Source organism: Streptomyces sp. CRN 30 (genome assembly GCF_034105845.1).
This window is the reverse complement of the sequence record NZ_JAVRHI010000463.1, coordinates 15,726-29,409: the sequence shown is the minus strand read 5'-3', so window position 1 is coordinate 29,409 and position 13,684 is coordinate 15,726. Positions and strand designations below refer to the sequence as shown.

Annotated in this window: 12 protein-coding genes; 5 read left to right on the top strand and 7 right to left on the bottom strand. The window is 73.4% G+C overall.

The window, feature by feature from the left end:
* The coding region (locus tag UW392_RS52935) for a glycine--tRNA ligase (protein WP_320782620.1) at window positions 1-831 on the top strand (831 nt) is incomplete at its 5' end.
* A gap of 106 nt (window positions 832-937) precedes the next feature.
* On the opposite strand, the gene UW392_RS52930 is transcribed toward UW392_RS52935, so the two are convergent.
* Both UW392_RS52930 and UW392_RS52925 read right to left on the bottom strand, forming a co-directional pair.
* Complete coding sequence (locus UW392_RS52930) at window positions 938-1,507, bottom strand: DinB family protein (RefSeq protein WP_320782622.1); 570 nt, start codon at window positions 1,505-1,507, stop codon at window positions 938-940.
* An 88-nt stretch (window positions 1,508-1,595) separates the two neighbouring features.
* On the bottom strand, window positions 1,596-2,471 hold the full coding sequence (locus UW392_RS52925) for an alpha/beta hydrolase (protein WP_320782619.1): 876 nt from the start codon (window positions 2,469-2,471) through the stop codon (window positions 1,596-1,598).
* Between the two features lie 152 nt (window positions 2,472-2,623).
* On the opposite strand from UW392_RS52925, the gene UW392_RS52920 reads away from it, so the two are divergent.
* Together UW392_RS52920 and UW392_RS52915 are read left to right on the top strand one after the other, a co-directional pair.
* Entirely contained in the window at window positions 2,624-3,637 is a 1,014-nt protein-coding gene (locus UW392_RS52920) for an aldo/keto reductase (protein WP_320782618.1), read from the top strand.
* A 38-nt stretch (window positions 3,638-3,675) separates the two neighbouring features.
* Window positions 3,676-4,263, top strand: coding sequence for a TetR family transcriptional regulator (locus tag UW392_RS52915; RefSeq protein WP_320782617.1), 588 nt, complete (start codon window positions 3,676-3,678; stop codon window positions 4,261-4,263).
* A 36-nt stretch (window positions 4,264-4,299) separates the two neighbouring features.
* Here UW392_RS52915 and UW392_RS52910 read toward each other — a convergent pair whose 3' ends face one another.
* From UW392_RS52910 to UW392_RS52900, 3 genes are all read right to left on the bottom strand, one after another.
* Window positions 4,300-4,518, bottom strand: a complete 219-nt coding sequence (locus UW392_RS52910; RefSeq protein ID WP_320782616.1) for a hypothetical protein — start codon at window positions 4,516-4,518, stop codon at window positions 4,300-4,302.
* 88 nt (window positions 4,519-4,606) lie between these two features.
* Window positions 4,607-5,725, bottom strand: a complete 1,119-nt coding sequence (locus UW392_RS52905; RefSeq protein WP_320782621.1) for a MalY/PatB family protein — start codon at window positions 5,723-5,725, stop codon at window positions 4,607-4,609.
* A 190-nt stretch (window positions 5,726-5,915) separates the two neighbouring features.
* The gene (locus tag UW392_RS52900; RefSeq protein ID WP_320782615.1) at window positions 5,916-7,379 is read right to left on the bottom strand and encodes an MFS transporter; all 1,464 of its coding nucleotides are present in this window, start codon (window positions 7,377-7,379) and stop codon (window positions 5,916-5,918) included.
* A gap of 80 nt (window positions 7,380-7,459) precedes the next feature.
* On the opposite strand from UW392_RS52900, the gene dusB reads away from it, so the two are divergent.
* Entirely contained in the window at window positions 7,460-8,596 is a 1,137-nt protein-coding gene (gene dusB / locus UW392_RS52895; RefSeq protein ID WP_320782614.1) for a tRNA dihydrouridine synthase DusB, read from the top strand.
* Between the two features lie 18 nt (window positions 8,597-8,614).
* Here dusB and UW392_RS52890 read toward each other — a convergent pair whose 3' ends face one another.
* Together UW392_RS52890 and UW392_RS52885 are read right to left on the bottom strand one after the other, a co-directional pair.
* Window positions 8,615-10,552, bottom strand: coding sequence for a glycogen debranching N-terminal domain-containing protein (locus UW392_RS52890; RefSeq protein ID WP_320782613.1), 1,938 nt, complete (start codon window positions 10,550-10,552; stop codon window positions 8,615-8,617).
* Window positions 10,549-12,066, bottom strand: a complete 1,518-nt coding sequence (locus UW392_RS52885; RefSeq protein WP_320782612.1) for an MGH1-like glycoside hydrolase domain-containing protein — start codon at window positions 12,064-12,066, stop codon at window positions 10,549-10,551. The genes UW392_RS52890 and UW392_RS52885 overlap by 4 nt, the downstream gene beginning before the upstream one ends.
* Window positions 12,067-12,185: 119 nt before the next feature.
* Here UW392_RS52885 and UW392_RS52880 point away from each other — a divergent pair, with 119 nt between their 5' ends.
* Window positions 12,186-13,406: an ROK family transcriptional regulator gene (locus UW392_RS52880; protein WP_320782611.1), complete on the top strand. Its 1,221-nt coding sequence runs from the start codon at window positions 12,186-12,188 to the stop codon at window positions 13,404-13,406.
* Window positions 13,407-13,684 lie beyond the last annotated feature (278 nt).

The following is a 13,684-nucleotide window of genomic DNA, read 5'->3' as shown; positions in this document are numbered from 1 at the left end:
GGCATCGCCCAGATGGGCAAGTCCTTCCGCAACGAGATCACGCCCGGCAACTTCATCTTCCGCACCCGCGAGTTCGAGCAGATGGAGATGGAGTTCTTCGTCAAGCCGGGCGAGGACGAGAAGTGGCAGGAGTACTGGATGCAGGAGCGGTGGAACTGGTACACCGGCCTGGGTCTGCGCGAGGAGAACATGCGGTGGTACGACCACCCCAAGGAGAAGCTCTCCCACTACTCCAAGCGCACCGCCGACATCGAGTACCGCTTCCAGTTCGGCGGCAGTGAGTGGGGCGAGCTCGAGGGTGTCGCCAACCGCACCGACTACGACCTCGGCGCCCACGCCAAGGCCTCCGGCCAGGACCTCTCGTACTTCGACCAGGAGGCCGGCGAGCGCTGGACCCCCTACGTCATCGAGCCCGCGGCCGGTGTCGGCCGCGCCATGCTGGCCTTCCTCCTCGACGCCTACATCGAGGACGAGGCGCCCAACGCCAAGGGCAAGATGGAGAAGCGCACCGTGCTGCGCCTCGACCCGCGCCTGTCCCCGGTGAAGGTCGCCGTGCTGCCGCTGTCCCGCAACGCGGAGCTGTCCCCGAAGGCCAAGGGGCTCGCCCAGACGCTGCGCCAGAACTGGAACATCGACTTCGACGACGCCGGCGCCATCGGCCGCCGCTACCGCCGCCAGGACGAGATCGGCACGCCGTTCTGCGTCACCGTCGACTTCGACACCCTGGACGACAACGCGGTGACCGTCCGCGAGCGCGACACCATGAAGCAGGAGCGCGTGTCGCTCGACCAGATCGAGGGCTACCTGGCGAGCCGCCTGATCGGCTGCTAGGACCCGGTCGACCCGACGACGAGGACCCCCGGTCGCGGCACCGTACGTGCCGCGACCGGGGGTTCCGTCCGTTCCCGGCTCATTCCCGGTTCACCCCGGCTCGGCCTCACTGGCCCACCCTTCCGTCGATGCACTCGCGCAGCAGGTCGGCGTGTCCGCAGTGCCGGGCGTACTCCTCGACCGCGTGCACCAGCAGCTCCCGCACCGAGGTGCCGTCCTTCCCCAGGCGCTCGCCCAGGTCCGGGTGCGCGGCCAGCGCGGCGTCGGTCGCGGCCTGCTCACGCGCCAGATCGGCGTACGCGGCGTCGACCACGGCCCGGTCGGCGACGGCCCCCTCGAAGTCCCCGTCGTCCTCGCCGTACAGGCTCGGCAGCGGCTCGCCGTCACTGATCCAGTTGCGCCAGTCCCGCTCCACCTCGGCGAGGTGGCGGACCAGGCCGAGCAGCGACATCGTCGACGGCGGGACCGAGCGACGGGCCAGCTGCTCCGGGTCCAGCCCCTCGCACTTCATCAGCAGGGTCAGCCGGTAGCCCGTCAGGAACTCCCGCAGCGTCGCGAGCTCGCCGTCCGGGCCCGTCCCCTCGCTGTGACGGGGGTCGTCGTCGGGGTCGGCCCACATGTCGGGGTGGACGCTTGCCTGGCTCCATCGCGCGGGTCGGTCGCTCATGCCGCCCATGGTCGTGCGCACGGACGCGAACTCGCCAGTCATTAACCCTTGTCGCCCGTCGCCCGTCGCCCGTCGCCCGTCGCGGGCTCCGCCGGTGTCAGCGGACGGTGCCGGTGTGGTCGAGGATCGCGGCGGCGAGCGGGGCGTGCACCTGGCGGGGGAGGGCGTGGGCCATGCCGGAGATCTCCACGAGACGCGCCCCGCGGATCGCCTGGGCGACATGATGGGCGTGCGGCGGCGGGAAGACCGGCTCCGCGGGGGCCGAGACGACGAGGGTGGGCACGGCGGCCCGCGCCAGCTGTTCGGTGCGGTCCATGCCCGAGGGATCGGCGCGGCCGTGCGCGCCGTTCGGGACGTGGTGCCCGGAGTGCCGGACGATCCGGCGCTCCAGCTCGCGCTGGTACGCGGCGTCGAAGGGCAGCTGATCGCCGCTCAGCAGCCGCCAGTGCTCGACCCGCCGCTCCAGCTCGGCCTCCGGACCCAGGTCCGCGACCGGGCGCGCCCACAGCTCCAGCAGGCGCGGATCGGTCCCGGGCAGTTCCTCGGGCGGGGTGCGGGTGCCGTCCGGGTGGGTGTACGGGACGGTGCTGAGCGCGTGCGTGCCGAACACGGTGGCGCTGAGCAGCCGGCCGGGACGGTCCGCGATGAGCAGCTGGGCGAGCATGCCGCCCAGGGACATGCCCACGATGTGGGCGCGCTCGACCCCCAGGCCGTCCAGGACCGCGATCGCGTCCGCCGCCAGTGCGGTGACGGGATAGGGCCGCTCGTCGAACGACCAGGTGGAGCGTCCGGTGTCGCGGTGGTCGTAGCGGATCACCCGGTGGCGGGCGGCGAGCAGGTCCACCAGCTCGTCCGGCCAGCCCAGGCCGGACGCCTGCGCGCCCATGATCAGCAGCAGCGGGGAGGCGTCGGCGGGACCGCGCTCCTCCACCCAGAGGCGTACGCCGGGGGCTGCGTCGACGAAGCGGTCCATGCTGTTCCTCCTGGGTACCCGAGTGGCGCCCCGAGCGTCCGGAGCATCCGGAGCATCGAGGCAGCGAGACGAGACGTACCGTATCACTACACGTACATGTGTGACAGCTGACAGATGTTGAAATCTGTCAGCTGTCATGTGAAGGTGGTCGCATGACGACGACACACACCCGCACCCTCGGAACCACCGGCCCCCAGGTGTCCTCCCTCGGCCTCGGCTGCATGGGCATGTCCGCGCTGTACGGCGAGGCGGACCGGGCGGAGTCCATCGCCACGATCCACACCGCGCTGGAGGCCGGCGTGACCCTGCTCGACACCGGCGACTTCTACGGCATGGGCCACAACGAGATCCTGATCGGCGAGGCGCTGCGCTCCGCCCCCGCCGCCCGCCGTGAACAGGCGCTGGTCAGCGTGAAGTTCGGGGCCCTGCGCGATCCGGAGGGCGGCTGGTCGGGGTACGACGGCCGTCCGGCCGCGGTGAAGAACTTCGTCGCGTACTCGCTCCAGCGCCTCGGCGTCGACCACATCGACGTCTACCGCATCGCGCGGGTCGACCCTGGCGTGCCGATCGAGGAGACGGTGGGCGCCATCGCGGAGCTGGTCGAGAAGGGTTACGTACGGCACATCGGCCTGAGCGAGGCCGGCGCCGACACCATCCGCCGCGCCGCAGCCACCGCGCCGGTCGCCGACCTTCAGATCGAGTACTCGCTCATCTCGCGCGGCATCGAGCGGGACATCCTGCCCACCACGCGCGAGCTGGGCATCGGCATCACCGCGTACGGCGTGCTGTCGCGCGGCCTGATCTCGGGCCACTTCCAGCAGGACCGGCAGCTCGCGGCGGACGACTTCCGCGCCCACTCGCCCCGCTTCCAGGGCGAGAACCTCCGGCACAACCTGGACCTGGTCGAGGCGCTGCGGAAGGTCGCCGAGGACAAGGGCGTGTCGGTGGCCCAGATCGCGATCGCCTGGGTGCTGTCCCGGGGCGAGGACATCGTCCCGCTGGTGGGTGCCCGCCGCCGGGACCGGCTGACGGAGGCCCTCGGCGCGCTCGACGTGACCCTGGACGACGCCGACCTGCGGGCGATCGAGGCGGCGGTCCCGGCGGGCGCGGCTGCGGGCGAACGCTATCCGGCGGCCCAGATGGGGCACCTGGACAGCGAGCGCTGACGGCCGGCGCCCGGAACCGGCCGGGTACGGTCGATGTCATGGCACCGACCTCCGAGACCCTCACCGCCGCGCGCATCCTCGAAGCCACCGAGGAGGTGCTGCGCCGCCACGGTCCCGCGAAGGCCACCGTCGTGGACGTGGCCCGTGCGCTCGGGGTCAGCCACGGCAGCGTCTACCGGCACTTCCGCACGAAGGCGGCGCTGCGGGAGGCGGTCACCGAGCGGTGGCTGGACCGTACGTCGGCCGCCCTGTCCGGGATCACCGCCGAGGACCGTGACCCCGAGGCGCGGCTGCGCGACTGGTTCACCGCCCTCTTCACGGCCAAGCGGCACAAGGCGGGCGACGACCCGGAGCTCTTCGCCACGTACATGGTGCTGATCGGGGAGAACAGCGCGGTGGTCGACCGGCACATCGCCGAGCTGACGGGCCAGCTGACGGACATGGTCCAGGACGGTGTCGAGCGCGGCGTCTTCGCCTCCGCGGCCCCGGCCGTCACGGCGCGCGCCGTCTTCGACGCCACCGGCCGCTTCCACGACCCGAGCTACGTCCGCGACTGGGACCAGCCGGGGATCGACGCCGAGTTCGAGGCGGTGGTGGAGCTGGTGGTGCGGGGGCTGCGGGTGTGAGCGGCCCGGGCGGTCGCCGGTGCACCGGAGGAGGGGTCACACCGTCGCCGGATCCACCGTCGCCTGGTGGGCCCGTACGAGGTGCTCCTCCGCCTTGGGCCGGGGCGCGAACCGTGCGCTCCGCCGCCAGCCGCACGTGTCGCATCCGAGGGTGCGCCGCATGCCGGAGCGTCGCAGGTGGACGGTGTGCACGCGGCCGTGCTGGTCCCAGCGGCTCACCTTGCTGGTATCGGTATGGGTATCGGTACGCGGCATGACGTCCCCCTGCGACGCTCGGCACTGGTTGCGTGGAGTATGCGGAGAACGAGTGCCGGGCGGTCGGGGGTTCCGGGGCGCGGGCCGGTCAGTGTTCCTGGTGGGCGACCGCCGCAGCCATCCGCAGCACCGCCTCGGTGATCAGGTCCGGGGACGTCGCCAGGTTCAGCCGGACGAAGCCCGCGCCGCCCGTGCCGAAGTCCTTCCCGGAGTTCAGGGCGACCCGGCCGCGCCGCAGGAAGACCTCGGCCGGGTCCTCCTCGAGCCCGAGCCCCCGGCAGTCCAGCCACGCCAGGTAGGTGCCCTCCGCGGGGACGTAGCGCACGGCGGGGAGGTGCTCGGCGAGGAGGCGGGCCAGCAGCCGGCGGTTGTCGTCCAGGCCCAGGAGCACGGCGTCGAGCCAGTCGCCGCCGTCCCGCAGGGCCGCCGTGTGGGCGATGGCGCCGAGGTGGCTGGGGCCGTGGCCGACCTCCTCCGGGAGGCGGGCGAGGTCGTCGGCGGCGGCGGGCCCGGCGATCGCCAGGGCGGCCTTCAGCCCGGCCAGGTTCCAGGCCTTGGACGCCGACATCAGGGACAGGCCGTTCTCCCCGCCGGGCACGCTCAGGTACGGCACGAAGGACGCATCCCGCGCCACCACCGGGGCGTGGATCTCGTCCGCCACCACGCGCAGGCCGTACGCCCGCGCCAGCCGTGCGGCCCGCGTCAGCTCGTCGGCGGTGTGCACGGTGCCGGTCGGGTTGTGCGGGCTGCACAGCAGGTAGGCCGGTCTGCCGGTGTTCCGGCTCGCGCCCCGGGCGGCCCGCCCGAAGGCGCCCTCCAGGGCGATGAAGTCGAGCCGCCCGTCCGCCCCCAGCGGGGCCTCGACCACGAAGCGGCCCATGTGGCGCACGAACGGGTAGAAGGGCGGGTACACGGGGGAGTTGACGACGACCGGATCGCCCGGTCCTGAGACCAGTTTGAGCATCTCCACGACGCCCTGCATCACATCGGGCACGATCGCCGTGCGCCGCACGGACAGGCCGTCCCAGTCCCAGCGCTTGCGGGCGAACTCGGCCAGCGCCTCGGCGTACTCCGTACCGGCCGGGTAGCCGGTGTCGCCGAGCGCGAGCGCGTCGTTCACCGCCCGCGCGACCGGTTCGGCCAGGGGCACGTCCATCTCGGCCACCCACAGGGGCAGGACGTCGTCCGGGTAGGTGCGCCACTTCATGCTCGTACGCTGCCGCAGCCGGCCGAGGGAGAGCCGCTGCAGGGGATTCGCGTCGTCGTCGGTGGATGAGGTCAAGCCATCAGATGCCTGAGTCATATGCCACAGCGTGACGCACGCCCCAGGGGGCACGCCAGATGCATCGGTACCGCTTTTCCTACTTACGACGGACTACTGCAAACGGGACGGGCCCTCAACTTTTGCTCCCCGCAGCGCCCGCCGCCTCCCGGATCTCCGTGCTCCCCAGCCGCTCGGCCGTCCGCTCGGCCGTCCCGCGGGCCCAGCGGCCGGTCGTCAGCGCGCCCACGACCAGCACGGCGAGGCCGCAGCCGGTGAGGATCCACCAGCCGGGCCGGGAGGCGGCGACGAAGGAGTCCGCGTACGCGGGCCCGGAGGACGCGGTCACGCCCGCCGCCAGCACCGCGCCGATCACCGCGACGCCCAGCGTCTGGCCGAGCTGACGGCTGGTGGAGGCGACCGCGGCGGCGACCCCGGCCTGGGCGCGGGGCATGCCGGAGACGGCGGTGTTGGTGATGGGGGAGTTGACGAAGCCGAAGCCGACGCCGAACAGGACGAACCCGATGAAGAGGGTGACGTTCCTGGTCTCGGCCTCGAAGAGCGCGAAGAGCAGGCCGCTCACGGTCATCGAGGACCCGGCGACCAGCAGCGGCAGGCGTGGGCCCCGGCTGCCGACGAGCCGGCCCGACAGGGGGGCGCAGACGAAGGTCAGGCCCGCCATCGGGAGCATCCACAGCCCCGCGTGCAGGGCGCTCAGGCCGCGCACGTTCTGCAGGTAGAGGGTGGACAGGAAGAGGAAGCCGCCCAGTGCCGCGAAGGCGCTGACCGCGGTCACCGTCGCCCCGCTGAACGGCGCCGAGCGGAAGAAGCGCAGGTCGATGAGGGGTTCGGCGCGGCGGGGCTCGTAGTACAGGAGGCAGAGGAGCGCGGCCAGGGCGAGCCCGGCGAAGGGCAGGACCGTGCCCGGGCCCGCGTGCGGTGCCTCGATGATCGCGTACGTCAGGGAGCCGAACAGGACGATCACCAGGAGCTGGCCGAACGGGTCGGCGCGGCGGGCCTTCGGCGCGCGGGACTCGGGGACGAGGCGGAGGGTGAGCAGCAGCGCGGCCAGGCCCACCGGCAGGTTGATCCAGAAGATCGAGCGCCAGCCGACCGTCTCCACCAGCAGCCCGCCGACCAGCGGTCCCGCCGCCATCGATATGCCGACGACCGCGCCCCACACACCGATCGCGCGGGCGCGCTCGCGCGGGTCCGTGAAGGTGTTGGTGATGATCGACATGGCGACCGGGTTCAGCATCGAACCGCCCACCGCCTGCACCATCCGGAAGGCGATCAGCCAGTTCAGGTCCGGGGCGAGGGAGCAGAGCACCGAGCCGGCGGTGAAGACGACCAGGCCCGTGACGAAGACGCGCCTGCGGCCGATGCGGTCGGCGGTCGAGCCCGCGAGCATCAGCAGGGAGGCGAGGACGAGCGTGTACGCGTCGATGGTCCACTGCAGGCCCGAGACGCTCGCGCCCAGGTCGCGCTCCAGGGAGGGCAGGGCGACGTTGAGGACCGTGTTGTCCAGGCTCACGATCAGCAGGCTCATGCAGCAGATGGCGAGCACGAGCAGGCGGCGGCGGTGGGTGAGCTCGGGCATGCGTTCCATCGTAGGTCAGGTTAAGTAGTGCGCCTAACTAATGACCAGTACATGTGGTCGGTGTGCGCGACAATGGGGGAATGTCCACGCCCTCCGCCCTCAGCATCGGCCCGCACACCGTTCAGCCGCCCGTCGTGCTCGCCCCCATGGCCGGGATCACCAACGCCCCGTTCCGCACGCTGTGCCGCGAGTTCAGCGGGGGCAAGGGCCTCTTCGTGAGCGAGATGATCACGACCCGGGCGCTGGTCGAGCGCAACGAGAAGACCATGCAGCTGATCAGGTTCGACGAGACCGAGAAGCCGCGCTCGATCCAGCTGTACGGGGTGGACCCGGCGACCGTCGGCAAGGCCGTCCGCATGATCGCGGAGGAGGGCCTCGCCGACCACATCGACCTGAACTTCGGCTGCCCGGTCCCGAAGGTGACGCGGAAGGGCGGCGGCTCGGCCCTCCCGTACAAGCGGAACCTGCTCCGGGCGATCCTGCGCGAGGCCGTGACCGGGGCGGGCGACCTGCCCGTCACCATGAAGATGCGCAAGGGCATCGACGACGACCACATCACCTTCCTCGACGCCGGCCGGATCGCCGTCGAGGAGGGTGTCACCGCGATCGCGCTGCACGGCCGCACGGCCGCCCAGCACTACGGCGGCACCGCCGACTGGGAGGCCATCGCCCGCCTCAAGGAGCACGTCCCGGAGATCCCCGTCCTCGGCAACGGCGACATCTGGTCCGCCGAGGACGCCCTGCGCATGGTCCGCGAGACCGGCTGCGACGGCGTGGTCGTGGGCCGCGGCTGCCTCGGCCGCCCGTGGCTCTTCGCGGACCTGGTCGCCGCCTTCGAGGGCCGGGACGACTTCGCGCGCCCGACGCTGCGCGAGGTCGCCGACGTCATGGTCCGCCACGCCACGCTCCTCGGCGAGTGGCTCGGCGACGAGGCGCGCGGCGTCATCGACTTCCGCAAGCACGTGGCCTGGTACCTCAAGGGCTTCGCGGTCGGCTCGGAGATGCGCAAGCGCCTCGCGATCACCTCCTCCCTGGAGGAACTGCGCGCCGGGCTCGACGAGCTGGACCTCGGCCAGCCCTGGCCGGCCGGCGCCGACGGCCCCCGCGGGCGCACCTCCGGCAACAACCGCGTGGTCCTCCCGGACGGCTGGCTGAAGGACCCGTACGACTGCGCGGGCATCAGTGAGGACGCGGAGCTGGACACGTCCGGCGGCTGATTCTCCCCGCCCCGCCGGTCAGACGCCCCCCACGGCCGTCAGCAGCGCCAGCGGTGCCGCCGCCGAGCGGGACTCGCGTACACAGGCGTGCGGGTACGGCACCGGCTCCGGGTGACCGGCGCGGTCGTACCCGGCGAGCACCTCCGGCAGGCGGTGGCCCGTCGCCGTCGCCGCGTCCACCAGGCCGTGGGCGACCGCGCGGGCCTCGTCGTGCAGCCCGTAGCGGGCCAGGCCCAGCGCGATGAGCGCGTTGTCGTGGGGCCAGACCGAGCCGCGGTGGTACGACAGCGGGTGGTACGCCGCCTGCCCGGCGGCCAGCGTGCGCACGCCCCAGCCGGAGAAGAAGTCGGGCTGCAGCAGCCGCCGGCCGACCAGCTCCCCGTACTCCTTGTCCAGCAGGCCCGACCAGAGCAGATGACCCGCGTCGGAGGCGAGGGCGTCCACCTGGCGGCCGTCGCCGTCCAGGGCCAGCGCGGGGAAGGAACGGCCGGCCATCCAGAAGTCCCGCTGGAAACGGTCGCGCAGGTCCGCCGCCGCCTGCTCCAGCAGCGCCGCGTACACCTCGTCCGCCCAGACCGTGCGGGCCAGGTGGGCGGTGCGGCGCAGCGCGTCGTACGCGTAGCCCTGCGCGCCCGCCGCCGTCACCGGGCCGGTGGGGCGGTCGCCGTCCGCCGAGCAGATGGCGCCGGGGGAGTCCTTCCAGTTCTGGTTGGCGAGGCCGCCCCGGTCCGCGCGGTAGACGAGGTAGCCGCGCGAGGTGAGGCCGCCGTGGTCCAGCATCCAGCCGATCGCCGCGCGCGCGTGCGGTTCGAGACGGCGGGCGAGCGCGGTGTCGCCGGTGTGCTCCACGTACGCGCCGAGCAGCACCAGGAAGAGCGGGGTCGCGTCCACCGAGCCGTAGTAGCGCCCGTAGGGCACCTGTCCGAAGTGGGCCAGCTCCCCGTGCCGCACCTCGTGCACGATCTTCCCCGGCTGCGCCACCGGGCCCTCGCCGCCCTCCGTCGCCTGGGTGGCGGCGAGCGCGAGCAGCGTGGCGGCGGCCGGCCCGGGGCGGTAGGGGAGGACGAAGAGGGAGGTCAGCAGGGCGTCGCGGCCGAGCAGGGTGAGGAACCAGGGGGCGCCGGCCGCGGGGACGCGCAGTTCCTCGCCGTCCGGGCCGGCCGCCGGCACCTGGAGCACGGCCAGGTCCGACAGGCCGCGCGCGCAGGCCGCCGTCAGCTCGCGCCATCCGGTGGGGAAGGGCACGCCCTCGGCGAACTCCGCCTCCCGCGCGCGCAGTCGCTCGCGCGCCACGGCCGGGGAGGCCGGCACGTCCGGATCGCCGGGTGTGCCGTGCGGCCGGGCGGCGGCCCGCAGGGACAGCTCGGCCGACCCGTGCGGCTCCAGGTGCAGGGTCCACACCAGCCGCCGGGCGCCCGTGCCCGTCTCCTCCACCCCGTCCGGCGGGGGCTCGGCCGTGACGGTGGTACAGGACCGCCACTCCCCGCGCCGGTAGCCGAACTCGACGCCCTCGTCGAGGACCCGCCGGGTCCGCACGGCGCCCGTCTTGACGTACGTACGGTGGTCCGAGCGGAGTTCGAACTGGTCCGTGAAGTCGGCGTCCGCGGTCACCGCGACGCGGACCGTCGTGGGCACCGGGCGGTTGCTCGTCACCCGCAGCGACTCGACCAACGCGCCCTCGCCGAGGGCTTGTTCCCGGAAGAGCGTGTACGCGGGCGGCTCCTGGCGGCCGCCGCGCGGCACGAGCACACAGCGTGCGGTGTCGCCGTCGGTGACCGGGGCGAGCGGCTCGGGGACGGCGCCGTCCACGGTGAGCTGCCAGCGGCTGAGGTGCCGGGCGTCCCGGACGAACAGCCCGTCCGGGGTGCCGCCGCCGCCCATCCCGCTGATGTCCCCGCGGTCCCCCACGGCCAGGAACGTTCCGCCGTGCACGAGCAGATGATGCCGGTCCGTCATTCCCGGTCCCCTCCCATGTCAGCCAGGTCTTCGAGTTCCCCGAGGTCACCGCTGTGGTGATGCGTGCCGTCCCCCGGTGCCCCGTGGAGCAGGTCGAGCGTGAGCGCGGCGGTCCAGCCGAAGCCGGCCGTCCCGCGGGCCGCGCCGGTGTACGGGTCCACGTACTCCGCGAACCCGGAGGCGTCGGCCGTGCGCAGGAAGTCCGCCCGCAGCGCGTCGGCCCGCGCGCGCTCACCGTGCAGCCGCAGCCCGCGCTCCAGCAACCACGCCGTGTTGAACCAGGCCGGTCCGCGCCAGTACCGGTGCCGGTCGAATGCCTCGCCGGTGAGGTCGTAGCTGGGCACGAGCCGGGCCGGGCCGCCGAGCCCGAAGCGCGGCCCGCACGCCGTGCGGACGAGGGCGCCGACGATGCCGCGCGGCAGGTCCGGCAGGAGCAGGGGGACCAGCCCGGAGACGCTCCGCCCGGGGAGCAGCTCGCCGTGCCGCCCCGCCCCGTACACGTCCCGGCAGCGGAACATGCCCTCCGCCGGGTCCCAGAGCCGGTCCACCAGCGCCGCCGTCAGCCGCCGCGCCCGCGCGTGCCGGGCGGTGCCGGTGGCGCCGAGCTCCTTCGCGATCCGGGCCAGCGCGTGCTCGGAGGCGATGAGCAGGGCGTTGAAGGCGGGATCCTCGACCGCGAAGCCGCCCGCCCGGTGCTCCGCCGGGTGCTCCGTCCGGTCTCCCGCGCGGCCGTGCGGCCCGTCCCGGTAACCCCGGTCCCGGTAGTCCGTCGCCAGCCGCACGTACCGCCCGTAGTCCAGGTCCGTCGGCCGGTCCTCGGGGGCGCCGTGCGCCAGGTCGGCGCGGCGGAAGGAGAGGGCGGGGGCCGGGGCGACGCGGGCCAGCGGGGCGTCCCAGCAGGGGGAGTTGTCCATGCCCGGCTCCCACGGGTGCACCACGGAGGCCAGGCCGCCCCCGCCCAGGTCGCGGCGGTGCAGCAGGTAGCGGTGCCAGGCGGCCAGGCGCGGGTACACCCGGGGCAGGAAGCCGCGGGCCCGGGACAGCCCGGGATCGGCGCGGTGCACCAGCCACGCGGCGAGCGCGTGCACCGGTGGCTGCACGATGCCCGACGTCTGTACGGTGCGCGGGGCGCCCGCGGCGCGTCCGGCGGCCGAGGAGCGCCAGAAGTCGGGGCTCGGGAAGTACGCGTCGAGCGGCACGGAGGGGTGGAAGACGATGTGCGGGACCCGGCCGTCGCCCCACTGGGCGGCGAGCAGCGTCTCCAGCTCCGTCTGCGCCCGTAACGGCGACAGGTGGCGCAGCCCGACGGCGATGAACGCCGAGTCCCAGGACCACTGGTGCGGATACAGACCGCGGGAGGGCACCGTGGACGTCCCCGTCCAGTTGGCCTCCAGCACCGCGGCCGCTCTCGTGTGCAGTGATCCGGCCGGGGCGGCCGGATCGTATACGTCCGGGGCGGGAGCCGGACCCGTCCGGGCCGTACGTCGTGCGGTCAACTGGGTGGTGCGGTCCACGCAGGGCTCCCCGAGGGCATCGATCGGGCCGGTTCGGCCAGGGCTACCGTAGAGTTACGTCTAGTTAACACGCAAAACCCAATATGTAATGCAGAGTTGTGAAGCGCAAGGGGGTGTACATGAGCGGGAAGGTCGCGAAGGCGGGGAGTCACGCCGGTGCCGGGGATCTGCTCGCCCTGGTCCGCGACGGCCGGGCCACCACCCGCGGGGCGCTCCAGCAGGCCACGGGGCTGTCCCGGGCGACGGTCGGCCAGCGCCTGGACCGCCTTTTCCGGGCGGGCTGGCTGCGCGAGGGTGCCGGGGGACCGGTCGGCTCGCCGCTCGGCGGACGCCCCTCGATCACCCTGGAGTTCGACGACGACCACGCCGTCGTCCTCGCCGCCGACCTGGACACCCGCCACGCCCGCGCCGCCGTGCTCTCCCTCACCGGCTCGGTCCTGGCCGAGCACTCGGGTCCGCTGGCCGTCGAGGACGGCCCCGAGGCGGTGCTCGACGGGCTCGGCCGCTGGTTCGCCCTGCTGCTGGAGAAGACGGGCCGGCGGGCGGACGAGGCGGCCGGCATCGGGCTGGCCGTGCCCGGCCCGGTGGACCTGGACACCGGCCGTGTCGTGCAGCCGCCGATCATGCCGGGCTGGGACGGCTTCGACATACGGGGCCGGCTGGCCCGCGCCTTCGCCGAGCACGCGGGCGGCCCGGCGGACACGGTCGTCCTCGTCGACAACGACGCCAACCTCATGGCGTACGGCGAACAGCGCACCGGTTACCCGGACTGCTCGGCCTTCGTGCTGGTCAAGGTGTCGACCGGCATCGGCGCGGGCGTCGTGGTCGGCGGGACGATCTACCGGGGCACCGACGGGGGAGCGGGGGACATAGGCCACATCCGCGTCCCCGACGGCACCGACGCGCTGTGCAGGTGCGGCTCGTACGGCTGTCTGGCCGCGGTGGCGAGCGGCGGTGCCGTGGCCCGGCGGCTGGCCGCGGCGGGCGTGCCCGCGGCCTCCGGTTCGGACGTGCGCGACCTGCTGACGGCCGGCCACCCCGGGGCGGCGGCGCTCGCCCGGGAGGCCGGGCGCAGTGTGGGGGAGGTCCTCGCGACGGTGGTCACCCTGCTCGACCCTGGTGTGCTGATGATCGCGGGCGATCTGGCCGGGACGCCGTTCCTCACGGGCGTACGGGAACTGCTGTACCAGCGGGCGCTGCCCCGCTCCACCGCGCGCCTCGACGTGGTGACCTCGCGGCTGGGGGAGCGGGCCGGGCTGGTGGGGGCGGGTGCGCTGGTCGTGGAGCACCTGTACGCGCCGGAGCGGGCCGAGGAGCGGCTGGCGGCGCTGGGGGTCTGAGGCGGCCCGTTCCGTCGCGTGTGGCAGACGTGTTGCGCACCGGTGTCCGGTCCGCATGGTGGGATGCGGCTCCGCCGAACGGCGTGATTCTCGCCACCCCTGATGGGGCTCTCGCTCATATGAGCAACTCGCCAGAGGTTCCGGGTTTTCAATGCGTGGCACTCGGTGCCATCCACTGATCGTTCAGCAGTCGAACTCAAACGTGTTAATCGACGCTCACATGAGCATTCGATGGCGTCTGCGAGGGTAGATCCGTTCAAGGAGTGAACGCGTGACGG